23 protein-coding genes are annotated in these 23,107 nt (G+C 40.8%); 6 read left to right on the plus strand and 17 right to left on the minus strand.

Annotated features, from left to right (window positions below; all coding sequences use genetic code 11):
- The first annotated feature begins 40 nt into the window (after positions 1-40).
- Together PO903_RS05005 and PO903_RS05010 are read left to right on the plus strand one after the other, a co-directional pair.
- Positions 41-427: a type II toxin-antitoxin system RelE/ParE family toxin gene (locus tag PO903_RS05005; protein ID WP_273592789.1), complete on the plus strand. Its 387-nt coding sequence runs from the start codon at positions 41-43 to the stop codon at positions 425-427.
- Between the two features lie 17 nt (positions 428-444).
- Entirely contained in the window at positions 445-810 is a 366-nt protein-coding gene (locus PO903_RS05010; RefSeq protein ID WP_137224654.1) for a helix-turn-helix domain-containing protein, read from the plus strand.
- Between the two features lie 157 nt (positions 811-967).
- Here PO903_RS05010 and PO903_RS05015 read toward each other — a convergent pair whose 3' ends face one another.
- The 3 genes from PO903_RS05015 to PO903_RS05025 all read right to left on the minus strand — a co-directional run bounded on the left by PO903_RS05015 (position 968) and on the right by PO903_RS05025 (position 3,138).
- Positions 968-1,471: a GyrI-like domain-containing protein gene (locus PO903_RS05015; RefSeq protein ID WP_273592790.1), complete on the minus strand. Its 504-nt coding sequence runs from the start codon at positions 1,469-1,471 to the stop codon at positions 968-970.
- Positions 1,472-1,534: 63 nt separating this feature from the next.
- The gene (locus PO903_RS05020; protein WP_273592791.1) at positions 1,535-2,476 is read right to left on the minus strand and encodes a helix-turn-helix transcriptional regulator; all 942 of its coding nucleotides are present in this window, start codon (positions 2,474-2,476) and stop codon (positions 1,535-1,537) included.
- A gap of 86 nt (positions 2,477-2,562) precedes the next feature.
- Positions 2,563-3,138, minus strand: coding sequence for a GNAT family N-acetyltransferase (locus PO903_RS05025; protein WP_273592792.1), 576 nt, complete (start codon positions 3,136-3,138; stop codon positions 2,563-2,565).
- 191 nt (positions 3,139-3,329) lie between these two features.
- Between PO903_RS05025 and PO903_RS05030 the strand changes: the two genes are divergently transcribed.
- On the plus strand, positions 3,330-4,211 hold the full coding sequence (locus tag PO903_RS05030; RefSeq protein ID WP_273592793.1) for an arylamine N-acetyltransferase family protein: 882 nt from the start codon (positions 3,330-3,332) through the stop codon (positions 4,209-4,211).
- A gap of 96 nt (positions 4,212-4,307) precedes the next feature.
- Here the strand turns inward: PO903_RS05030 and PO903_RS05035 are convergent, their stop codons facing one another.
- Positions 4,308-5,105 (minus strand): class I SAM-dependent methyltransferase, encoded by a 798-nt coding sequence (locus tag PO903_RS05035; RefSeq protein ID WP_137224660.1) that lies wholly within the window; start codon positions 5,103-5,105, stop codon positions 4,308-4,310.
- 240 nt (positions 5,106-5,345) lie between these two features.
- Between PO903_RS05035 and PO903_RS05040 the strand changes: the two genes are divergently transcribed.
- Positions 5,346-6,170: an SEC-C motif-containing protein gene (locus tag PO903_RS05040; protein WP_273592794.1), complete on the plus strand. Its 825-nt coding sequence runs from the start codon at positions 5,346-5,348 to the stop codon at positions 6,168-6,170.
- 42 nt (positions 6,171-6,212) lie between these two features.
- Here PO903_RS05040 and PO903_RS05045 read toward each other — a convergent pair whose 3' ends face one another.
- The 5 genes from PO903_RS05045 to PO903_RS05065 form a co-directional block, all read right to left on the minus strand.
- On the minus strand, positions 6,213-6,500 hold the full coding sequence (locus tag PO903_RS05045; protein WP_137224824.1) for a hypothetical protein: 288 nt from the start codon (positions 6,498-6,500) through the stop codon (positions 6,213-6,215).
- A gap of 333 nt (positions 6,501-6,833) precedes the next feature.
- Positions 6,834-7,886, minus strand: a complete 1,053-nt coding sequence (locus PO903_RS05050; protein ID WP_273592795.1) for an LLM class flavin-dependent oxidoreductase — start codon at positions 7,884-7,886, stop codon at positions 6,834-6,836.
- A gap of 160 nt (positions 7,887-8,046) precedes the next feature.
- Positions 8,047-8,829, minus strand: a complete 783-nt coding sequence (locus PO903_RS05055) for an isocitrate lyase/PEP mutase family protein (RefSeq protein ID WP_273592796.1) — start codon at positions 8,827-8,829, stop codon at positions 8,047-8,049.
- Positions 8,830-8,855: 26 nt separating this feature from the next.
- Positions 8,856-9,926, minus strand: a complete 1,071-nt coding sequence (locus PO903_RS05060; protein ID WP_273592797.1) for a bifunctional transcriptional activator/DNA repair enzyme AdaA — start codon at positions 9,924-9,926, stop codon at positions 8,856-8,858.
- 166 nt (positions 9,927-10,092) lie between these two features.
- The gene (locus PO903_RS05065) at positions 10,093-10,434 is read right to left on the minus strand and encodes a zinc ribbon domain-containing protein YjdM (RefSeq protein ID WP_273592798.1); all 342 of its coding nucleotides are present in this window, start codon (positions 10,432-10,434) and stop codon (positions 10,093-10,095) included.
- Positions 10,435-10,607: 173 nt separating this feature from the next.
- Here PO903_RS05065 and PO903_RS05070 point away from each other — a divergent pair, with 173 nt between their 5' ends.
- Positions 10,608-11,369, plus strand: a complete 762-nt coding sequence (locus PO903_RS05070; RefSeq protein ID WP_137224669.1) for an AIM24 family protein — start codon at positions 10,608-10,610, stop codon at positions 11,367-11,369.
- A gap of 105 nt (positions 11,370-11,474) precedes the next feature.
- On the opposite strand, the gene ulaA is transcribed toward PO903_RS05070, so the two are convergent.
- The 4 genes from ulaA to PO903_RS05090 all read right to left on the minus strand — a co-directional run bounded on the left by ulaA (position 11,475) and on the right by PO903_RS05090 (position 16,661).
- The gene (gene ulaA, locus PO903_RS05075) at positions 11,475-12,743 is read right to left on the minus strand and encodes a PTS ascorbate transporter subunit IIC (RefSeq protein ID WP_273592799.1); all 1,269 of its coding nucleotides are present in this window, start codon (positions 12,741-12,743) and stop codon (positions 11,475-11,477) included.
- Between the two features lie 25 nt (positions 12,744-12,768).
- Positions 12,769-13,035, minus strand: a complete 267-nt coding sequence (locus PO903_RS05080; protein ID WP_069326492.1) for a PTS sugar transporter subunit IIB — start codon at positions 13,033-13,035, stop codon at positions 12,769-12,771.
- Positions 13,032-15,098: a BglG family transcription antiterminator gene (locus PO903_RS05085; protein WP_137224673.1), complete on the minus strand. Its 2,067-nt coding sequence runs from the start codon at positions 15,096-15,098 to the stop codon at positions 13,032-13,034. The genes PO903_RS05080 and PO903_RS05085 overlap by 4 nt, the downstream gene beginning before the upstream one ends.
- 417 nt (positions 15,099-15,515) lie before the next feature.
- The gene (locus tag PO903_RS05090; protein WP_273592800.1) at positions 15,516-16,661 is read right to left on the minus strand and encodes a glycerate kinase family protein; all 1,146 of its coding nucleotides are present in this window, start codon (positions 16,659-16,661) and stop codon (positions 15,516-15,518) included.
- Between the two features lie 272 nt (positions 16,662-16,933).
- Between PO903_RS05090 and PO903_RS05095 the strand changes: the two genes are divergently transcribed.
- Positions 16,934-17,860, plus strand: coding sequence for a prenyltransferase (locus PO903_RS05095; RefSeq protein ID WP_273592801.1), 927 nt, complete (start codon positions 16,934-16,936; stop codon positions 17,858-17,860).
- Between the two features lie 80 nt (positions 17,861-17,940).
- Here PO903_RS05095 and PO903_RS05100 read toward each other — a convergent pair whose 3' ends face one another.
- From PO903_RS05100 to PO903_RS05115, 4 genes are all read right to left on the minus strand, one after another.
- The gene (locus PO903_RS05100; RefSeq protein WP_502921679.1) at positions 17,941-19,023 is read right to left on the minus strand and encodes a type II asparaginase; all 1,083 of its coding nucleotides are present in this window, start codon (positions 19,021-19,023) and stop codon (positions 17,941-17,943) included.
- 280 nt (positions 19,024-19,303) lie between these two features.
- The gene (locus tag PO903_RS05105) at positions 19,304-21,445 is read right to left on the minus strand and encodes a carbohydrate-binding domain-containing protein (RefSeq protein ID WP_273592802.1); all 2,142 of its coding nucleotides are present in this window, start codon (positions 21,443-21,445) and stop codon (positions 19,304-19,306) included.
- 40 nt (positions 21,446-21,485) lie between these two features.
- Positions 21,486-22,172, minus strand: coding sequence for a DUF4956 domain-containing protein (locus PO903_RS05110; protein ID WP_137224681.1), 687 nt, complete (start codon positions 22,170-22,172; stop codon positions 21,486-21,488).
- Positions 22,165-22,932 carry a polyphosphate polymerase domain-containing protein gene (locus tag PO903_RS05115; protein WP_137224683.1) on the minus strand — a complete coding sequence of 256 codons (768 nt, stop codon included), beginning with the start codon at positions 22,930-22,932 and terminating at the stop codon, positions 22,165-22,167. Before PO903_RS05115 ends, PO903_RS05110 begins: the two co-directional genes overlap by 8 nt.
- Positions 22,933-23,107: the final 175 nt, after the last annotated feature.

The raw sequence follows: 23,107 nt of genomic DNA on the forward strand, positions 1-23,107 counted from the left end.
ACAATCAAGATTCGAAGGTTATAGAACTGGAGAGCACTGTATGAGAAAACGAAAGTATAATGAAGATGTTGAATTACAATTTGTTTACCCAAACGCTTTCAATAAACTGTGGGAGCTCTATGAACTATCAGATGCAGATAAAAAAAGACTTGAAAGTCAAGTCCGATTATATGAAGAAACAAATACAAATCCCAATAATGTCTTGGGAGATATTGTTCAAGGTACAGGTGGCGCTATAAAATTACGATTTGATAGTTCAAATGACAACTCCGGTAAAAGTGGAGGTTATCGAATTATTTATGCAAAGTATGGTCGCCGTATATATTCAATGCTAATAATTTATAAGAAATCAGACAAAGACTCTCTTACTGATAAAGAAAAAACTATAATAAAGAATAGAATAAAAGATTTGAAAAAAAATCAATAAGTGGGTGGTGTTTAAATATGAGTATGAAAAATATAAATTTTGAAAGTTTTCTTGAAGAAAGTGTTAATCAATTGAATGAGTATACTCAGGGAAATACAGAACATGTCGAGGTTGTCACTTATAAATTACGTGATTTACCCGAAATTGATTTTGCCTTAGTTAAAGAGCTAAGAAAAGATCTAAATGCTACACAAAAAACATTCGGTGATGTGCTTGGTGTATCTACACGTACAGTAGAGTCTTGGGAGATCGGACGTTCTCTTCCTAATGGATCTGCTACTCGGTTAATGCAACTTATGTTAGCTAACCCTTCTATCAAACAATCTTTTAAACAAACGATTGAGAATGAGAATCTAACAAAAAGAGAAAAATCATTCAGTTAAACAAATTTAAATATTTTCTAAAAATAAGGTTTTAGTGTACTAAGTTATATCTATATAAGTTAACCCCAGTAATGGAAATGTTTAAATATCCTTTACTGGGGTTTTATAATACGAATTGTAGTGGTACAGGCAACTTTTTTTACTTATTACATACTTTCTAGGATTGAATTGCAATATAAATCTTCACTTGCGCTTGCTCTGGATTGGCTGTCGATTCATACACTTCAAAATCTCCTGTATATGTCCGCACTTCAGAAGCATGTTCAAAATAATTCCAGATCGTGCCCCATGTCTGAGCTACTGTCTCAAATACAGGTCCTTTCGATGTCGTAAATACCATATACCGGCTAGCAGGGACAGTGATCTCTAATTGCCGTTGTCTGGTGATCGGTTGCTCCAAATGATCGTCTGCTTGTTGCCCGATCACCACCGTATACGCTCCGCTAGCATCACTTTCATAATCGGTATACAGCGCATAGGTTGGAGCATACTGCGAAGATGCCGAAGGATGCTGGGCTTTAGCATGTAAGTAGGATGCCCATAACTGCGGTAAGCGAGCATTAGCCATTCCTAATTCATCTACATTCGTAGTGCGTGTACCCATCCCATGTACGACAAAAGCAGGTAAGTCGATAATCGTCGTTGTCGCTACTGTATTCATTATTCATCCCTCTTTCTGTTCTTTGATCTCAAGTATACAGAGGGAATATAGACAACAGTCTGTCTAGTTAGAATAACTGTCGATGACTTTTTGCGCTCGTCCAATTAATTCTGGAATCAGTTCCGCAGGAGTCTGAATACGAACCTGATCTCCAAAGCTCAATAACATATTATAGAACCAATCATCGATTATAAAAGCACCTTGAACTTCAATACGTCCATCCGATTGCAACGAAATCCAATCAGGATCAAACATATCATTTAGACGATAGCGCACTTGAGCGCCAAATAGTAACGTTACGTTTTGTCGTTGTTCTTCATAAGTGTTGCTATTGTTCCATTGATACTGATCCCAATCAGGAATCGCCCGTGGATTAAACGAATCCTGTGTACATTCTAATTCTAATATACGAGACAGGCGGAATAAGCGAAATTCTTCGCGTAATGTACAATAAGCATGCAGATACCAGACATATCCTTTTAAAATCAAAGCGGACGGTTCGACAGCTCGTTCACTTTCAATGCCATTTGTATTGAGATAGTGTAGATGTACTTTGTATGTATTCGTGATCGCTTCGCGCAATAGATTCACTTTGTCACGTGTTGCTGGATTTTGCCCCCACGGATTGAAGTCAAACACAATGCCTGCATGTTGAATCGGTGTCTGCATCCGATCTGTCGGTCGAAGTAACGCCTGAACTTTATCCAGTAAAGTCGCAAACATCTGATCATTAAATACAGTAGTCATGCCTTTTACCGCAGAGATCATCGCATCAATCTCGCTTAAGGTTAGAAATTGACGAGCAATCGTATACTGCTCCATAATCTCAAATCCACCTGTTGTTCCTTGATGAGCAACGATTGGAATACCTGCTTGACTGAGCGTATCAATATCTCGATAAATGGTTTTGGTCGATACTTCAAAGCGTGCGGCTAATTCTTTGGCGCTGATTCGTTGTCGATTCAGTAACAGTACAGTGATCGCAAGTAATCGATCTATTTTCATAATATCTCCTTACCTCTTAGCGCTTGGCAATTAAAGCGCGGCATCTTCTAGTGCAGTCAAAAGTGATTTTTGCAAAGCAAAATATCTTACGATTTCGTCTTCGCTACATATTCACTTTGTAATAGAGCAAATACTGCAAGATCCACATACTTCCCATTTTCATATTCATGTTGTCTAAGTAGACCTTCTTGTACAAATTCTAACTTTTCCATCAGACGGATCGAGGCTTGATTCTTTGGTTCGATTTTGGCTTCAATTTTATTCAGTTCTATTTGTTCAAATCCAAACTGAATAATACATAAAGCGACTTCTTTCATAATCCCTTTGCCCCAATACGCAGAAGATAGATCGTAACCTAGTTCAGCCCGATGATGCTCTTGTTCATATCCTAGAAATCCGCATGTTCCGATCACTTTGGCATGCTCACGATCTTCAATCATCCAGCGTAACCCTGATTGTTCTGCAAAAATACGTGTATACCATTTCATCTCATCCAGTGCTTCATCTACCGATGTAAATGGAGTAAATGGCATATATTCAACTACAGCTTCATCCGCATACAATTCGTATAGATCATGACTATCTTCAGGCTGTGCTTGTCTTAGTACAAAACGTGATGTCTCTAACTGGGGGAACTGTTCAAATGCAAATAAGTCGCTCATAATGATCGTTATACTCCTTTTAGGTGATGTATTGTAGTGGACAAATGCTTCTATGTGTTATCTGTACCGTTACAGTTAGGGGATTTAGGTCGCCCAAGGTATCTCATCTTCTCGTATACTACATATAGTTCTACTCTTCCTATTTTACCATTCTAATTCCATTACATTTAATATAATTGAGGTGAGTATCTATGTACACATTATCTACAGCAGAAATTCAAATGTATCTAAAGCAATTAGGTATCGAAGACATTCAACCCCCTACGTTAACCTATCTCTTCCAACTGCATCAAGCTCATATACGACGCTTTTCCTGGCAAACCGTCGATATTTTCACAGGGCATCCGGCAAGTATAGATCTTGAGCAATCGATCCCTTTACTGTTAAGCGGACGAAGTGGATATTGTTTTCATCTTAACGGAGCATTCAGTACATTGTTACGCTCTCTAGGTTATCAGGTAGACTGGCATCGTGCAGGGGTACAACCTTTAGGAACAGAGCCACGTATCAATTCGTTTCATCTGGGGTTAACTGTTCATATCGAAGATGAGCAAGGCATAACTCAACCGTGGATTATTGATGTAGGACTAGGTGATATGCCGTATACGCCACTGCCTTTGAGTTATGGTGCTTATGCTCAATCTCCTTTTCAATATCAAGTGGCTGCTTCCAGTATTGATCCCAAAGGATGGCGGTTAGAGCATGATGCTCGTGCTTCGATTGTCGGTGTTGATATTGATCATCAAGTGGTATCCGATCTCGAACCTTTTCAAGCGAATCATGAATTCTACAGTCGCTCTGCGCAGTCTCCATGGTTTGATGTATTTCTTTTGCGCCAGCGTGATGAACATGCCAGTCATGAATTACGTGGATGTATGCTCAAAACGATCGATGTTACAGGCGTTCAGCATACTGAAATTACCAATCAAAAAGACTGGATAGATCAATTACATCATGTGTTCGGTGAGTCATTGAGCCGCTATAGTGCTGTTGAAAAAGATGATATCTGGAAACGAGTACAGCAAGCACATGAACAATGGAAACAGACCAAAGGATTACCAAGCTATTCGTAAATCATTATCTACAAACGTAGATACTATATCTAGAAAAGACTAAAAAGCCACTCCTGTATCGGGAGTGGCTTTGCTGTTTGTATACATGTATTTTGATTACGAATGCAATTGCTCTGCAACTACGGTAAATGTTTTGGGAATCCCTTTGTCAAACACTTCTGATGATTGATTAGGCAATTCTTCGAGTACTTTGATCATCAGACCGGATGTCGCTACTGCTGTCACAATCTCACCAATCGTCCACTGACGTAAATACACTTTTTGCTCGTCTTTGTCCGCTTGATCGGATTCGGCATACTTGGAATACGAGACCGCTTTTTCTGTTAATGAAGTATCAAAGTAATCGCCTGTCACTTTGTGCTTACGGATATTAGCGGTTGTGCCTTTAGACGTAATCAGCTTGGTTGAGATCGGATGGAAATCTTGTAATACCAATCGTCCACCTGAAGCAAGCAAGCTGGACACCACATGGAATAATGGCTGTAAGTCAGTAAAATAATGCAAAATTCCAAATTCCATAAAGACAATATCATATTGATGGTTAAGCTCATTTAACGGCAATTGCAACACATCCGACACGATATATTGCAAAGGTACGCCTGCGGCACGTGCCAAATCTTGAGCATATTGCTCATTTTCAGCCGAGAAATCAACGATTGTTAGTTCAGCACCAAGTAGCGCTAAAGCCACCGCTTTATTACCATTAGAACCAAGTAAATTGATGATTTTTTTGCCCTGTATATGTTCTTCCATATGTTTAAAAGCAGTCCCGATCCGTTTTTGCGGATCTTGTTTGATTTTCTCAGCCGCTTCCTCAGGTGTACCAAAGCGGTTAACCCATGATTGATACGTACCGTTGTTCCATGCATTCTTATTCTGTTGCGATGATTCCATAACAAACCCTCCATAATAGGCATAACGCACAAAAATATTATTTTACCTATCGTACCATCTTATTGATAGGTGTAGTTATTTTTATCGCTTTTTATTGAATTTAGATCTAGCGGTGCTGGATGTATATCATCTGTATCATGACTCATTGGCATCGATAACTAGAACTTCATTTCCAATTAGCGATATAATAGTCTATATGTATACCGAACGTTAGCAACAGGAAAGGACGTGACTTCATCTGTGTCCGATACAATGTCTTATTCATTTTCTCGAAATCAACTCTGCTTTTGTGGAAGCGGGCAAAAGCTGAAACATTGCCATAAAACAGCTGCACCGGATAGTCGTGCTGCTCATCTGTATCACCTGTACCAAGAAGTCGATCAGACGATCGAAGATTATCGGGCGACAAGTGTACAGCAACCTCCTTGTTCGGCTGGTTGCCGTGCTTGTTGTTCAGATTATGTGCCGATCTCCCAAGTGGAATTTGAATTGTTATTGATCTATATGAAGCGCAATTGGAGTCAGGCTGATATTCAACAAGCTTTTGCCAAAGCCGCTACCGATTGGGAAACATTTCGTATCGAGAATCCACCAATGTATGCTTCATTAGCCAATCCAACCAGTACGCATGAAGAATTGGATGCGATTCGTCATCATGCTACACGTAATAGTTTTGCTTGTCCTTTATTAGATGCAGAAAAAGGGACTTGTCGTGTGTATCCTGTACGTCCCTTTATTTGCCGAACACATGGAAGTTCGCATACCTTTTATGGCACATGGAAAGAACGTCTTCGTCCTGAAAAAATATGCGAATATATTCCCGGTGGCAAGCCTCATCGCAAGATCACTCCTAATATTGCCGATCGTTGGAGCGAATATGAACGCGTTGCTGATGTGATGATTGGACCGAAGCGCCGTCCGCTACGCCAATATCCGATTATGTACTGGTTAGTGTTATACGCCAAGCATGGTGGCGGTGTCACAACAGATATTGGTAATCTGGATAACTTTGAACTTTCGTTGCAAGATCATAATGATAAAATGGCTCAATATACAGGAAAATAAAAAAAGAGCAACGATAATTAGCTATCGTTGCTCTTTTTTCAATTATTTCTTGTGCGTATACTCTGCGTTAGCTTTGTTTAACATGGATTTCCAATCGCTAAAATCAGTCTCACGATTCACATGGCGATCAAATAGTTCGCCTTCGACATTCTGAATTTCATCTAGCGTATCCGCTTGGAAGTTACCTTTTTTCAAAAATTCTTCAAAGCTTTTCAAACTAGAGTATTTGCTCATAAACGTTGGATTAAACAACATATCTAAAGATACATATCCTTCGCCCTGTGCTTCTTTTTGCCCTTGCAAATCTTTCAACAAATCTTCCATTGACATCGGTTTTTGCTTTTTCAAATGACCACTCCTATATTGGGTTTTAGCAATAGATAACTTTCGTTCGATTGCAAACATCTTGTTATTGTAAGCTATTCCAACAGAAAGCACCATACTTCTACATCTAAAATAGAATGTAGATACTTACTATGACTTCTTCTATAACATACTTCTTCTTATTATACCATTAACCGCTGTAGATACCCAGAAACAGATCGCAGAAATTATCCATCGCTCATTGTACAATAGATAAAGATGATGGTGACAAATAGGAAAAACCTTCAGCGTCACATATACGGTTACGTATAAATGCTTCACTGAAGGTGATAGGGATCTTTATTTATTGCTTGCTTCCCACTCTACCACTTCGGCACGAACCAGTGGAGCTACTTCTTTACCTAACAATTCGATTCCATGCATAACTTGATCATGTGGCATCGTGCCGACGGGTGCATGTAAAAAGAATCGAGTAATCCCAACCTGTTTACGCAAATTAATAATTTTGCGAGCGACTGTAGCTGGATCACCTACATAAAGCGCACCTTGCTCACTACGTGCAGCATCAAAGCTATTGCGTGTATAAGGACCCCATCCACGCTCTTTACCAAGCTTATTCATACTTTGTTGTGTGGAAGGGAAAAATTGCTCTACTGCAAGTTCGGTTGTATCTGCAATAAATCCATGGGAGTGACAAGCAACAGACAATGTTGAAGCATCATGTCCAGCGTGCGCTGCTGCTTTGTAATACAGCTCAACCAATGGAGCGAATTGAGCAGGTTGTCCGCCAATAATGGCTAGGACTAACGGTAAGCCTAACATACCTGCACGAATCACAGACTCTGTATTGCCTCCACTGCCTATCCATACTGGCAATAACTCTTGCACAGGACGTGGATAGACACCTAGATTATGAATAGCAGCACGATGCTGTCCCTGCCAGCTTACTTTTTCAGAAGCTCTAATTTTTAACAGCAAATCTAACTTCTCATCAAATAATTCATTATAATCATCCAGATCATAGCCGAATAATGGGAACGATTCGATAAAAGAACCCCGTCCCGCCATAATCTCAGCTCGTCCATTCGAGATACCATCCAGTGTCGCAAAATCTTGAAATACACGTACAGGATCCGCTGAAGAAAGAACGGTAACTGCACTCGATAAACGAATACGCTCAGTTTGCGAAGCCGCCGCAGCTAAAATGACCGCTGGTGAAGAAGCCGCATAATCTTCCCGATGATGCTCCCCTACTCCGTATACATCCAGTCCTACTTGATCCGCAAGTACAATCTCTTCTACTACTTCACGAATACGTTGTGCATGACTCATCACTTCACCAGTTTGTGCATCGGGTGAAGTTTCTACAAATGTGCTTATACCTATTTCCATGGAAAAATTCCCTGCTTTCTTATTCTATTTATTTTTATCTATATCGCTATAAATTTGTTATTTACTAACTTTACAAGTAATATCTTTATATTGAACCTTTTTTAGATGAATATCAAGTCTTTTATAACAAATATAGATAAAAAGAAGAATAAAAAAGCAATCATTCATAGGATAATGCGTCCTGACCTATTTTTTGTAACGTATGCATCACTTGCTGATAGGGTGAAGGTCCATAACTAATTCGGGATACTCCCCATGATGATAATTCTTTCAATGAAGGGGTGTCTGTAGTAAACATAATATTGATCGGTAATGGAGAGTGAGTACATAACATTTGAATCGAAGAAGCATCGCTTAATCCGGGTACAAAAAATCCATTAGCCCCAGCATTCGCATACGCTGTAGCACGCATTAAAGCATGTTCTGTATGTTCCTTTTGCATAGAAACTGAAGATAGCGGATCGGCTTGTAAGAAAATATCGGTACGTGCATTAATGAATAAAGGAATCCCTAACTGATCCGCCGCCTGACGTGCAGCTGATATACGTGCACACTGCTCTTCTACCGAATATAATCGTTGTTCACCAATAATCTGATCTTCGATATTGATCCCTACAGCGCCTGCTTCGATAATCATTTGTACCGATTGAGAGACGTGTTCAGGTGTATCCCCGTAACCACTTTCGATATCAACCGTGATAGGCAACTGTACGTTGTGCTTGATCTGTTTAAGATTCGCGATCACCTGTGCAAAAGGTACCGCTTGTCCATCTTCATACCCGTGTGCAGTAGCTACTGACCAACTACCTGTTGCAATCACTTTAGCGCCTGTACGTTCAATCACAGCTGCGCTACCTGCATCCCAGATATTGACCAGAATGAGCGGATTTCCTTTCACATGTAGATCATGTAATACTTGTGCTTGCTGTATTTGCGTAGACATTCAGCAGACTCTCCTTCTATGTTGGTTTATTGTTCTTTACGTTGAGCTTGTGTGACTTGAGCTTGTTCATTTTGTAATAACCATGCTTTACGTGTGAGTCCACCGCCATAGCCACCCAGTTCTCCATTGGAATTAATCACTCGATGACAAGGAACTACAAGTGCCAATGGATTCGCTCCATTCGCTTGAGCAACCGCGCGAAAAGCAGATGGTCTACCTAGCGCTATCGCAATCTGAGCGTAAGAACGTGTTTCTCCTGCTGGAATCTTCATTAATTGCTCCCATACTTGTTGTTGAAAAGGAGAACCTAATAACGCTAACGGTGCTGTAAATGTAGTACGTGCTCCTGCAAAATACTCATTCAACTGTTGCTCGATTAAGCGAATCGGTTCGGTCATACCCGGAATAATCGCCGATCGGGTCTTGATGCGTAATCGTTCGACTTCACGTTCTAGTCCTCTACGATCTACAAATTCTAATAGATATAATGCTTCTTCACTTGCTATAGCGATCATTGGCCCGAGTGTTGTATCGATCCAAGAAGCTTTGAGTATACGATCTTCTGTTAGTAAAGTCGGTGCTGCACCCATAATGCGTGCAAAAGCATCTCGAAATCCACTGCTCGACTCATAACCTGCGGATAATTGTGTATCAATAACAGTCTGTCCGGCACGAATATGTTTGAGTGCTAATCCCATACGCCGAGCCCGTGCATATTCAACAAATGTCATCCCAAAACGCTTTTTAAATTGGCGACGAGCTGTAGATTCATCTACCGACAATTGGCGAAAATCTTCTTCACGCCAGCGCTTTTCGGGTTCTTTTTCGACAGCTTCAACCAGTAAACGCACCACATCAGACACATGGTTGGGATGCGATAAAGGGCGACAACGCTGGCATGGGCGATAGGAAGCGAGTAATGCTTGTTGCGCTGTTGCATAGAACTCACAGTTTTCAAACTTCGGCTTACGCGCTGGACACGTCGGACGACAAAATACACCTGTCGTTTTGACACCGACATAGAACAATCCTTCGTATTCTGTCTTTTTTTCAAGTAATGCTTGGTAATACTCTTGCTGGTATTCAGGTGAGATCATAGAGAGGCTCCTTTACAAGAAGTGGATACGTTGATTATAATTTCCCGACTGTATCTTCATCGCCGAAATTCAGGCATTGATTTTTTTTATACGAAAAAAGCTAAGCACAATGCTTAGCTTGATTGCTGTTAAAAGACGACTGTATAATCCTTTTTAAATCAGTAGATTAAATCTTTTTCACAAATTCAGACTTCAATTTCATTGCACCAAAGCCATCGATTTTGCAGTCGATATCATGATCGCCGTCAACCAGACGAATATTTTTGACTTTTGTACCGATTTTGAGTGTAGAAGAACTGCCTTTGACTTTTAAGTCTTTGATAATCGTGATCGAATCGCCATCTTGTAAAATATTGCCGTTAGCATCTTTAACGACTTTTTCTTCGTCAGCCGAATTAGCTTCAGCGGTTGGATTCCATTCATACGCACATTCCGGGCAGATTAACATATCACCATCTTCATATGTATATTCAGAATGACATTTAGGGCAATTAGGCAAGCTTGACATCTTTTCATTTCTCCATTCGTTCGGTTCATGTGACAACCTGTTTATGCTTATATTTTGCCATAGAGTTGGAAGTTGTACAAATCTTTATTCAAGAGTAACTATTATTTCCTTATTGCGCTTTATTTAGTTAAACTAGAGGTATCCTTTTACTATATGAACAGGAGGCGTTACATATGGCTTTTACGATTAATAACCTTACCGATAACAGCAATACGGTGATCAAAGACAAAGTGGGTAGCTTCACAGTCTTGGAGTATATCAAAGATCTCAGTTGTACCTCGGTGGGCGAAGCGACTGCTCAATATTATATGTCCAAAAGCAACATGCACCGCAAACAATTAATGATCGAGATTAACAATAGTGAAATTATGATGCGTGCTGGAGCGATGCAATATACGGTCGGTAATATGGAAATGACGACAGGCGTCAAAGGCGCTGGTGGAGCAGTACGGGGTTTCCTTAGTGGAGCGGCAACAGGTACAGGTTCGATCAAGCCACTCTATAATGGAACAGGTACGATTCTGTTAGAACCAACCTACAAATATATCTGGTTAATTGATGTTGATAACGATGAAATTGTCATGGATGATGGATTGTTTCTGGCTTGTGAGACGACACTCAAAATCGGCGTTGTCGCCCGTAGTAACTTTTCTTCTGCTGTACTTGGTGGTGAAGGATTATTTAACATGAGCGCTAGTGGTAAAGGTGTTATTGCTCTCGAAGCACCTGTTCCTGCTGAAGAAGCAGTAGTGATTGAACTGCAAAATGATGTGCTCAAAGTCGATGGAAACTTTGCGATGATGTGGTCGAATACACTCAACTTTACCGTCGAGAAATCAGGCAAAACCAAAATGGGTTCTTTGGCATCTGGCGAAGGATTAGTGAACGTCTATCGTGGTACAGGAACGGTCTGGTTAGCTCCACCTTCTAACTAATACACATTAGACTCTTCTCATGTGGTATCACAAAAAGGTAAAGAACGCTTTTAAGCATTCTTTACCTTTTACTTTATGACCAACTTCTAAGATCTACATACTGTATTACGCCGCTCCGAAAACCTTCATAAGACCTATAATGATAATTCCTACAGCGCCAAAGTCGGTATCGCCAAACGTAGAACCACCAAATCCGAACTGTGTCAGGAAGATCAGCAGTATAGCGGGTAAGAAACTAATTAATAATCCATTGGCAAACGCACCCATCATCGCTCCACGCCGTCCACCTGTTGCATTACCGAATACACCTGCCGCTGCGCCTGTGAAAAAGTGAGGAACCAATCCAGGAATAATCACTTTTAAGCCGACAGCCGGTAAAATAAACATCGACAACAATCCAGCTAAAAAGCTAAACAAAAAGCCGATAATGACTGCATTCGGTGCAAAAGGAAATACGGTCGGGCAATCGAGGGCAGGCTTCGTATTTGGAGCCCATTTCTCGGCAATCCCTTTAAAAGCAGGTACAATCTCTGCAATCAACATCCGTACGCCGGCAAGAATAATGTATACGCCTGCTGCAAAGGTTATCGCTTGAATCAGAGAAAAGACGATAAAGTTAGAACCCCCAGACAATTCCGTCTGAATATACTCTTGTCCTGCAAATAAAGCTACAACAATAAAGAAGATCGACATCGTTAGAGATACTGCTACAGAAGTATCTCGCAAAAAGCCTAACGATTGGGGAACTTTGATCTGTTCGGTTGTTTTTTCTTTATTTCCAAACCATTTACCAATCGTAGCGGAGACAAAATAACCGATCGAACCAAAATGCCCGACAGCAAAATCGTCACTACCTGTAATCTGGCGTACATACGGTTGTAAAATCGCCGGGAATACCACCATACATAATCCCAAAATAATTGATCCTACAATCACCAGTGGTGCACCACTCATACCACCAACGGTTAAAGATACCGCAATGAGACAAGCCATAAATAAAGTATGATGTCCGGTTAAGAAAATGTATTTTAGCGGTGTAAAACGTGCCAGTATAATATTAACGATCATCCCGAAGACCATAATAAGAGCCGTAGATGCTCCGAATTGACTTTGCGCTGCCGCAACAATCGCTTCATTGGTCGGGATAATGCCGGGAACTTGAAAAGCATGCGTAAACATTTGACCAAAGATATCTAGAGCACCTGTTAATACGGTTGCCCCTGCTCCAATAATCACAAAACCCATAATCGTTTTGAGTGTACCGGAGACGACGGTAGCAATAGGCTTGCGCTGTAAAAGAAGTCCGATAAGCGCAAACAGTCCGACCAGTATCGACGGTGTGCCTAGAATATCGTTCATTATTAAATTCATCATATCGGCTCTACCTTCTTCCCTAAAATCAAGCTAGAAGCGGTTCTAATTTGGATTTAATTTCAGGGATACTCATCATATTTTCAAGGGATACGACAGTACGACCCCCATCACTGAGTTGTGCCATAATATCTGCCGCGCCGATAAAGATATCAGCTTGCTCGGATTTGGCTGACGATAGATCGGTGTGATCCACATCTGCTACTTTGCCCATTTCAGTTAATGCTTTCTTGATATTGATCTCCATAATAAAGCTGCTTCCCAATCCGTTTCCACATACGACCATAATTTTCATTCTGTTTCCTCCTTAGAATAGTGATGAATATATTGCATGAGTACATTTTTATCTGGACTGTTCAAAATATCTTCGATATTGGATGGCTCGCCAAGCAGATGTGTCAATTGCACTAGTGCTCGCAAATGAGACGAACGATCTGCCGCCGCCAAAATAATTATCAAACGTACAGGCTTATCCGGGGCAAAATAAACCGCTTCTTCTAAGCGCAAAAAGCTCATGGATAACGAGCGTACCCCTTGATCTGGACGAGCATGTGGAATCGCTACTCCTGGTGTAATCACCACATACGGCCCATTTTGTTCGATCGATTGGATCATCGCTTCAATATATTCTTCTTCGATCGTACCCATCTCTAATAGTGGCTGAGAGGCTACTGCAATCGCTTCTTTCCAATCGCTGACATTCGACTGGAAAGTGATCGTCTTTTCTGTAATCAATTGTTCCAGCACAGGTTTCTCTGCCCCCTCTAGGGAATGCTTATTTGTTCTATGCGTATAGGTATAAATGTGTGCTTGTAAGGCTTTTTCTAATTCATCCGGTTGCAAAATCGTAGCATGCTGACCAATCACTTTGAGCAGTGAAGCAGTATCTACTTTTTCGATCGTGTATCCGTATAATTCTTGCATCACTTGTTGTCGTAGCTTTTGTTTATCTGGAATCTCCATAATCGGTGGAACCACGAACAGTGGCGCAGAGGTTCTCAAATGTACCGTAGAGAACACCAGATCATAACTCAAGTTATAATTCGCCATACCTCGTACCGACAAAGCATCTAAAAACAACAGCTCAGGAAACATTTCACGTAGCGTATACATCAGAATATGACTGATTCCTATCCCGTTCGCACATACGACAATGGCTCGCTTACGATCATCCAGTACCGTCCCCTGCCTGCGTAGCCATCCACCAAAATGAATCGTAAAGTAAGCGGCTTCATCTTCAGGCACTTTGACCCCAATACTTTTTTCAAGTGGAATCAGCGCTTTGTGAGTTAAATGATGAAGTTCAGGATAGACCTTCTGAATCCGCTCGGTCATATGATTGATCAATGAAATTCCATACAACATGCGATAATAAGCTGGTCTTAAATGCACATATAGTTGCTGATACAATAGTTCTTGATCTTGCAGACTGACACATGCCCAACGTTCAAATTCGGACACAATCTCACGAATTAACTGCTGTATGACTTTATCTTCTTGTAGTGGTGAAATGTCTCGCGTGCGGTTCATACTAAGCAAATGTAGCGTCGCATACAGACATTCGTTTTGATTCCATGGCTGTCTAAAAGCAGACGATTGAACCATTTGCTTCACCAGTTGATACTCCTGTGTGCCGGTTAACTCTTCCCAACTTTGTTGTACCGGTAAAGTAGAACCTTTGCCAATCAGTTGATCGGTACATAGCATCAGGTAAGTCAGTTCTTGTAGACGCTCATCAGCAAAGCTAATAGCCAGTTGATGCTCTACATGTTCCAACTGCTGACGGATCTGTTCCAGCTGTTCAGCTTGCTCTTCCCAGATACATTGAATAATCAATAAATGACTCGGGCTATTCAACACTTCTGGCAACCATTCTTCGATCAAATGGCGTTTGCGATGGTTGCTTCCTTTGAGCACGTATCCATCTTTTTTTGAGTACTCGATCGACAGCTTATAGGTATGCAATTTCAACTTGAGTCGTTGCAAATCTTTGAGTACGGTATTACGAGATACGCTGGCGATCGACTGAAAGTGATACACCGACAGCGATTCCGGACTTAATAGCAACAGCAGTCCGAATACCTTTTCCCGATCTCCTTCTGAAAAGAGATACGAGCGCTTGGTTAACTTTACAGGTACGTCTTCTGCTCGTATCACATCCGTTAAGTAGTAACCCACTTGCCGATCGTACGAGATCACCGAGTAACCGTGATGCACTAACCAATCATTTATTTTGTTAATGCTGTATTGCAACTGTCTTCGGGTAAGCTCCATATGAGTTTCCAATTCGACCATCGTAAGCGCAGATGACTGTTGGAGTAATTGTAAGATGCCGGCACTTCGTTCATCTAAAATCATCTTTGTGTTGCCTCCCTTGTGATAAAGATACAATAATACATAACAAATCTATACTGTTTTTGAGTCCCTTTATTGTCGACTAATCTGCACAACAATATACACTTCCTTTGCCAAGCAGATTCAAAAGGAACATATTCACAGGAATTAAAAAGAAGTTACTGCTTATCATATTGATCTCCTTGTCAAAACAACAGTCTTATATATCAAGCCATTCCAACAACAAGAAGTTTCACCCAGCGATTGGTTATCCTATCCTTATTTGGAGCTCTCTTATTCCGTCATCAGTCTCAACTAGGAATCACTATCACTCCTACCAAAAAACGTTCCCGAATATCTCTACGGGAACGCTTTGGAATCCTTTTATATGTTGATAATACCTGCTGATTAGCTGATTAGCTCGTGAAATGTTACTTCTCTTTATTGATCATGCAAAGCCAGTATTCTAGCAATATTTTCACAGGTACGTTCTACATTGTGTGGCCCTGCTTGCAATAAAGAAGGAAGATCAGACGCTCCAGGCACGATCCCAAATATGGCATCAATCCCTTCATCGTATAATGTATCAATACCTTCTCCAATATAACCCGCAATCGCAATCACTTGCTTACCTGATGCCTGCGCCGCCCGAGCCACACCGTAAGGTGTTTTACCAAATTTGGTCTGAGAATCGATTCCACCTTCACCTGTAAATACAAAATCAGCTTGTTTTAATTTCTCTACTAAGCCACTATATTCGATCACGATATCGATCCCTTTTTGCAAAACAGCTTGTGTAAAAATCATCAATCCTGCACCTAATCCACCTGCCGCCCCTGCACCCGGAAGATAAGCGACATCTTGATCCAATTGGTGTTTGACCATGCTAGCATAATGGTTCAAGTTATCATCCAATTGCTGGATCATCTCAGGTGTAGCTCCTTTTTGTGGACCAAATACCCGTGAAGCTCCATCTTCACCACACAATGGATTGGTGACATCACAAGCCACAATCAACTGCACTTCTTGCAGACGTGGATCAAGTAAAGAGATATCAATCGTTATTAATCGATTCAGATCACCACCGCCTCGCGCAAGCGGTTGCCCCTCAGCATCAAGAAAGCGCACTCCTAAGGCTTCCGCCATTCCTGTGCCACCATCATTTGTCGCACTTCCACCGATACCAATAATGATCTTGTTCATCCCACGATCTATACACTCTCGAATCAATTCACCGGTGCCGTAAGTCGTTGTTATGAGTGGATTACGAGTATTCTGATTGACATGATGGATACCACTGGCTGAAGCCATCTCGATCACACCTGTACTACCATCGCCCATAATACCGTAAACAGCGGTTACGGGTGTTCCGAGCGGACCTGTCACTTTTTTCTGATACAATTGTCCACCTGAAGCATCGACTAGCGATTGAACCGTACCTTCTCCGCCATCTGCCATCGGAACATGAATATATTGTGCTTCTGGATAGACTTTACGTAACCCTTTTTCCATAGCGATACAGACTTCTTTGGCAGTCATACTTTCTTTGAATGAATCGGGTGCTAATAAAAATGTTGGTTTATTCATCTTCTCACCTCACTACAGTATAAATCTGTAAAGGATCGTCCATTCTTCTATCTGCATTTCTCGTATTGTTTTGTTAAACATACTCTCAGTATAGCGCTATCAAATTCAAAAAAATATTGATAAAAAGACGAAATGGATTGTGCAAATGACCTATACATTTTATCATCATCGCTTGAATATTTATGCGTCCAATTCATTTCAATGAGGGTAATAGACAAAGAAGCATATCACAGAATACATATTATCTTTGATCTATGAAAGGAGCTAACTGCTTGAATCCATCGGCGATGTTATTTTTGAAAAATGGTCTACGATTGTTGCGACCGGTTGCTGTTATTGCTTCTAGTGTCGTCATTATCTTTTCAGGAGTTTTTCCACTGTTTGCTTATTATGATCTGCCTAATGGAGTCTTGAGTGCTGTCTCCTTGTTGTTACTGGTAGGTTGCTTTGTTATTCATGGCGCATTAACCCATGCACTGAATGATTATACCGATTACTTATCAGGGACAGATCAACATAGCCCTGCTTACTTATCCGGGGGTAGTCGCGTTATTCAAGAAGGTCGTATCGCTCCGCATACACTCAAATGGATCGGTTATGGTCTTGCAATCGGGTTATTAGTCATTGCTGGAATCCTTGCTTTACTCGGTTATTATCCGTTAGCGTTATTGCTGGTAATCGGTGTCTGGGGAGCCGCTTCATATTCGCTACCCCCGTTACGATTCAGTTATATTCCATTGGCAGGTGAATGGTTAAGTACATTTCCATCTGCTTTTTTCTTAGGATTAGCAGGCGTCTGGATCATGTTAGGCGATTTTCCAGAATGGGCAGTCCAAAATGCAGTCATTAATGCGCTCTATTGTATTGCATGGGTAATGATTCACCATATTCCTGATCTACAAGCCGATCAACAAGCTTCTCCGGTGAAGCGGACAAGTGTAGTCTGGTCAGTGGCTATGTTCGGTCCAAAATATAGTGCATTGCCTGCGATTGTATATATGATTTTGATCGGATTATGTGGATTATGGTTAGGTACAGATCGGTTATGGGCAGCAATCGGAGTGGTTATAATTGTGATCTTGTCTATCTTTTTTATTATCAAAACAGATACACAGAATGCCGAGCAAGTGACTACTTGTGAGAAAAAATTGTTATTGCTCGCTATGATCAATGCAGTATGGTTAGGCATATTTATCTAAATAACAAAAAGAGTCGATACCGTCTAGCTTCATCATCGGTATCGACTCTTTTATTACACATTTCTAATTACGTCCTACTTTTAATAAGCTTCAAAGTAACTTTGAATGGTCTTAGGATCTTTCGTCTGAGTAAGTGCTAGCATCAACAGAATACGGGCTTTCTGCGGATTAAGTGAATCTGCATATAGTGTTCCAATTTCAGCATCCGAATCTAACGGAGTGACAACACCGCTACCTGTACGTGTAGAACGAACTACGGTTACTCCTTGATCAACAGCCCTAGCGGCACCTTCACTTGAACGTGTAGATAACGATCCATTGCCACTCCCTGCCACTACAATGCCTTTAGCGCCTGAAGCTACTGCCGCATCATACAGATAACTACCATTATTTTGATATTCGTATAAAATATCAACCTGTGGTAATTCCGTTATGCCTTTCACATCAAAAATAGTATTGGCTGTGTGTTTGCGTGTAGATTGATTATAAAAGTACACTTTATTGCCTGATACTACACCAAGATAACCTTGTTCTACTGATTTAAATGTATCTGTTCCTGTGGTGTTAGTTTTGGTAATATAACGTGCTGCGCCAATCCGATCATTGAGAGCAATCATCACACCTTTGCCAGTGGCTTCAGGGTTACTCGCAATTTTGACCGCATTGTATAAGTTAAATGAACCATCCGCACTGATCGCTGTTGCTGGACGCATTGCGCCTACAACGACTACAGGCTTATCACTTTTGACAACTAAATCTAGAAAATAAGCCGTTTCTTCTAATGTATCTGTACCATGTGTTACTACAATCCCATCGACATCATCTGAAGCCAGTAACTCATTGATCCGATTGGCTAATTGGAGCAAAACAGCATTGTCTATGTCAGGGCTACCCACATTAGCAATTTGTTCGCCACTAATATCTGCTACTTTTTTCATTTCAGGTACCGCATTGATCAGTACATCAATCCCTAGTGCACCTGCTTTATATCCAGTTACATCGGTGTTGGATTCGGAAGAGCCAGCAATCGTTCCGCCTGTAGCAAGAATCTTGATCTTAGGCAAAGATGTTTGTACAGCTGTAGTTTGAGAAGTGGTGCTCGTTTCTGTTGCCGCTGATACTGAATAGCTCATGACAGGCATCAACAATACCGCTGTTAACATCGAAATACACCATTTTTGTTTCCATTGTACTGATAATTTCATATCCATCCCCCTCAATAAGTAGATCATACTGACATCATCGTAAATTTTATGTAACTTAATATCACATTAATGTAATATTAATATTGATTATAACGATATAACGTAAAATAACTCAATACTTTTGTATATTTATGCAAATAATATGTTATTTTATATAACACAAAATAAGGATATCAGCTTATTTATCTGATATCCTTATTTTTCATGTTAAGTTATATTCATATATAGTATAAAAAGATTACTGTGCCGTATCTGATGTGCTATCTGTTGTTGTGTTGTTCGTCATATTTCTAGACGGTCTTTGACCTCCGCCCCCACCAAATCCTGTATTAGCTGTCGTCACACCTGATTCGTTCACCCATGTGATCTGGCTCGCCAATTTAAAATCAACCACTTTAGTACCGCCTGTGTATTCACCGTCTGCATATAGTCCATCTGTTGCTGTACCTGTAGATGTTCCACCTGTATAGATAGAATATGAACTACCTTTCACTAGATCCGGTGAGCTGACTACAACTGATTGGTAATCTTTTGTCGGTGCCAAAGTTAATATATTTTTACCTGCGCTATCTTGAATATGAACTAATGTGCCTGCATTTTGAGTTGCAGAATAACTCATACTGATTGCCGCTTGAGTAGAATCATCAGAAGGTGCTTGAGTCATGCCTGAACTTCCGACAGCAACTACATATCCACCTGTCATCTCAAAAGTACCATCATAATCGAGTGAACCATTTCCATTAGTAATTGGGCCGTTCACGATCACAGTTCCGCCTGACATTGTGATGGATCCATTGGAATCTAATCCATCGCCTTGAGCATCTACAGTGAGTGTGCCACCTGTAATATTTAATAAAGCATTTTGAGAACTTCCTTGACCTCCACCGAATCCACCTGGAGGCGCGCTGTTACCTGCTGGATCTGTTGTAGATGTAGGATCTGTAGAAGTTGTTGCTGTCGTACTGGACTCTGTTGGAGTTGGTTCTGTTGTTGAAGTCTCTGTCGTTGTGGTATTCGCATCACCCGAAGCATTTACACCGTCATCAGAAGCTATGACATTAGTGTCTCCACCAGATACATTAATATTGGTTGCTTCTAACCCTTCGTAACTGGTTGTAATATTGATTTTGCCACCCGAGATATTCAGATCCACATCAGCATGCAGAGCATCATCGCCTGTCGCAATTTCAAGTGTACCGCCTGTGACATGTACAGTTGCATTACTATGAACAGCATCATCTGCGGAATCTATTGTGAACGTACCCTCATTAATCGTGATATCGCCTGTTGCTTTCAGCCCTTTGGTACTCGTTGATTCGGTAGCTGTTGCATCGGTATCAGTTGAAGATGTTGTTGTCTCTGTAGACGTTGTGGCTGTAGCTTGAGCATCTTGAGTTTGTCGTCCACCGAATCCTCCGCCTTGACCGGGTTGCTCTTCAACTTTTGCTTCCGCTTGAGTATGACCTCCACCAGATACAATATTAAATGTTCCATCGTCGATCACTAATTGCTTTTCAGATTGAATACCATCGTTGGTCGATTGAATATCAAATGTCCCGCCTGCAATAGCGATAAATCCTTTATCGGCATCAGTATCATTCGTCGATTTAATACCATCGCCACCCGCTACAATATGGAATGTACCCTCTTCGATCGCAACCATATCTTTACCTACAATCCCGTCATCTTTTGCTGTGATATTCAGTGTACCGGATACGATTTTTAGATCATCTTTACTTGTGATTCCATCTTTATAATTAGCTTTGACCGATAATGTACCTTCCCCATTGATCGTTAGATCGGCTTTGCTAAAAATCGCTGCGCTAGGCTCATCTGTGGTATCATCTGCTAATGTATACGTTGCTCCATCCGTGATCACATTTTTAGTGCCATCGGCTAATGTAATAAATGCGTTTTTAGCTTCTTTGATATAGATTGGCGCGCTATCGTTATCTGTAATCGTTACGCCATTCAATACCAGTATCACATCTTGATCATCCTGTGAATCGACAACAATTTGTCCGTCTGTCAGTTCACCACTAAGCACATACGTACCGCCTGCGGTAATTGTAATGATGCTACTGGTTGCAGTTGCGCCATTGCCTGTAATCGTAGCACTGGAGCCTGTTAATTGAATCGCTGTATAGTCGGATGATTTCCAATCGATAGCATCATCGCCACTGTCAAAAGTCACTAGATCCGAGACTTTCAACGCCGTGGAAGAGGAAGCAGTTGTTGCTGTTGTAGACACTGTAGCGGTTGAGCTAGTTGCCGCTGCCAATGCCTCGGTTGCTGTCGGTGTGGCTGAACTGCAAGCTGATAATGCCAGTGTACTGAGAAGAACAATGCTCAAGTTCGTTTTTGTTATCCATTTTTTCATCGTAATCGTTCCCTTCGATTGTTGGTTGGAGTGTGGTGATTTAATATGCTTCTGCCGCTGTTGGGCTCATCGTTAAAGACAGATCGAGGTTGCCATTTCTGCACCGGATCGCATCTAGAAATTCTTTCTGGTTAGTGACTTGATTCATCGTAACCAGATAGACCAGTTCATACAGACTTCCAAGCTCGGTCGTTCTAATTTTTTTCAAATCATACTGTACGTTAAATTGGTTGAAGACTTCAGCAAATGCTTCATCATATGCTAAATTTTCAGGAATCGTGACTTTAAGTGTTTTTTGCAATTTTTTGCTAACGCCAAATTTGAAGCGATTTAACACAAACATCATCACACATAGAATGATAGTGAATAGTACTGCATAACCGAAATACCCTGTACCACAAGCAAGTCCTGCTGCCATTGTGAACAATACATAAGCGATATCTTTCGGATCGCCAGGAGCACTTCTAAAGCGAATAATCGAGAAGGCACCAGCAAGACTGAACGCTCTTGCGATATTGCTACCGATCAATAAAATGATGATAGCGACGATGACAGGAAGCAGTACCATCGTTAACGTGAAATTCTGTGAGTACCCGCTCGGGTTGGTTTTCATATACGTAAAGCTAATCAATCCGCCTAGAACAATAGCGACAAATATCGTGAGTAACGAAGTGGTTAACGTTAGGTCTGTTGTCGTTGTAGCCGCAGTTAGTAATGAATCAAGCATAAAGAATGCTCTCCTTTTCAGTTGGAATCGTTTCTACAGGTTGGTTTAGTCTTGATTTCAATAGTTGTTTGTATTCGTTGCCGTATTTGGAAAAGCTGGTACGGTACATCTGATGCTCGGACAACTTTTGCGATAACCATAATGGAATCGTTTTTTCCGCTTTGACTTCCATCAGCCATTGTCCTTTGTCCATCAGTTGGTCGCCATAATCGCCTTGTTCTAATTTCAGATCGTAGCGTCGGGTACGGATATTGCTATCAAATGTAATTCGTAGATCACGATTGTGCTTGCTGAATAACGCTTTGCGATCATAGGAGAGGTACAATTTAGGTTCCAGATCGTAGATTTGCAAAAAGTAAGTCAGTTCATTCAGTACCTGCTGATTCATATACTCTTGATACGGTGGAGCAATACCGGTACGAACAAATTCATACGCTTCATCTAGCTTTAACGCTGTACGGCGTTTGTTCACCAGTCCCATCACTTTCTTTTTGATCTCTAGATATACTTTGGCATGTTCACCAGGAACACCGTAAGCGCGTAAGCGCAATTTTTCTTTATATTTGGGTTTGGAAAGACTCATCCGGATCAAGGAATCATGCGGTGTATCAAAGTACAGATTGCTGATCGAGTAGAAATCATGTTGCTTGCAATATTCATCGACTTCCATATGTTCCAATAATTCGTTATACAATTTGAAGTAAGACTGAGTGTCCATCAAATATTTACTTTCGTAGCGGTTAAATACTTCGATTGCCATGTGGATCATTTCCTTTCGTGTATACATGTATTGGTGTGACTTGATTAGTTTTTTTAAAAATACTTTTAAGTATATTGAGCTTGAATAAAGTGTTGATATTGTCGTGTGTTAGTGTGTCTCGATTGCTTATATTTGAATCTTACAGCCCTAACCTTTAGTGAATCTTAAATGTTTT

This window comes from Paenibacillus sp. PK4536, assembly GCF_028594455.2.
Lineage (GTDB): Bacteria > Bacillota > Bacilli > Paenibacillales > Paenibacillaceae > Saccharibacillus > Saccharibacillus nuruki.

Bases quoted from the DNA above. Each gene is read 5' to 3' on its own strand.
- PO903_RS05005 (WP_273592789.1), top strand. From the start codon at position 41: ATGAGAAAACGAAAGTATAATGAAGATGTTGAATTACAATTTGTTTAC.
- PO903_RS05010 (WP_137224654.1), top strand. From the start codon at position 445: ATGAGTATGAAAAATATAAATTTTGAAAGTTTTCTTGAAGAAAGTGTT.
- PO903_RS05015 (WP_273592790.1), bottom strand. From the start codon at position 1,471: ATGAATACAGTAGCGACAACGACGATTATCGACTTACCTGCTTTTGTC.
- PO903_RS05020 (WP_273592791.1), bottom strand. From the start codon at position 2,476: ATGAAAATAGATCGATTACTTGCGATCACTGTACTGTTACTGAATCGA.
- PO903_RS05025 (WP_273592792.1), bottom strand. From the start codon at position 3,138: ATGAGCGACTTATTTGCATTTGAACAGTTCCCCCAGTTAGAGACATCA.
- PO903_RS05030 (WP_273592793.1), top strand. From the start codon at position 3,330: ATGTACACATTATCTACAGCAGAAATTCAAATGTATCTAAAGCAATTA.
- PO903_RS05035 (WP_137224660.1), bottom strand. From the start codon at position 5,105: ATGGAATCATCGCAACAGAATAAGAATGCATGGAACAACGGTACGTAT.
- PO903_RS05045 (WP_137224824.1), bottom strand. From the start codon at position 6,500: ATGTCAATGGAAGATTTGTTGAAAGATTTGCAAGGGCAAAAAGAAGCA.
- PO903_RS05050 (WP_273592795.1), bottom strand. From the start codon at position 7,886: ATGGAAATAGGTATAAGCACATTTGTAGAAACTTCACCCGATGCACAA.
- PO903_RS05055 (WP_273592796.1), bottom strand. From the start codon at position 8,829: ATGTCTACGCAAATACAGCAAGCACAAGTATTACATGATCTACATGTG.
- PO903_RS05060 (WP_273592797.1), bottom strand. From the start codon at position 9,926: ATGATCTCACCTGAATACCAGCAAGAGTATTACCAAGCATTACTTGAA.
- PO903_RS05065 (WP_273592798.1), bottom strand. From the start codon at position 10,434: ATGTCAAGCTTGCCTAATTGCCCTAAATGTCATTCTGAATATACATAT.
- PO903_RS05070 (WP_137224669.1), top strand. From the start codon at position 10,608: ATGGCTTTTACGATTAATAACCTTACCGATAACAGCAATACGGTGATC.
- ulaA (WP_273592799.1), bottom strand. From the start codon at position 12,743: ATGATGAATTTAATAATGAACGATATTCTAGGCACACCGTCGATACTG.
- PO903_RS05080 (WP_069326492.1), bottom strand. From the start codon at position 13,035: ATGAAAATTATGGTCGTATGTGGAAACGGATTGGGAAGCAGCTTTATT.
- PO903_RS05085 (WP_137224673.1), bottom strand. From the start codon at position 15,098: ATGATTTTAGATGAACGAAGTGCCGGCATCTTACAATTACTCCAACAG.
- PO903_RS05090 (WP_273592800.1), bottom strand. From the start codon at position 16,661: ATGAATAAACCAACATTTTTATTAGCACCCGATTCATTCAAAGAAAGT.
- PO903_RS05100 (WP_502921679.1), bottom strand. From the start codon at position 19,023: ATGTTAACAGCGGTATTGTTGATGCCTGTCATGAGCTATTCAGTATCA.
- PO903_RS05105 (WP_273592802.1), bottom strand. From the start codon at position 21,445: ATGAAAAAATGGATAACAAAAACGAACTTGAGCATTGTTCTTCTCAGT.
- PO903_RS05110 (WP_137224681.1), bottom strand. From the start codon at position 22,172: ATGCTTGATTCATTACTAACTGCGGCTACAACGACAACAGACCTAACG.
- PO903_RS05115 (WP_137224683.1), bottom strand. From the start codon at position 22,932: ATGGCAATCGAAGTATTTAACCGCTACGAAAGTAAATATTTGATGGAC.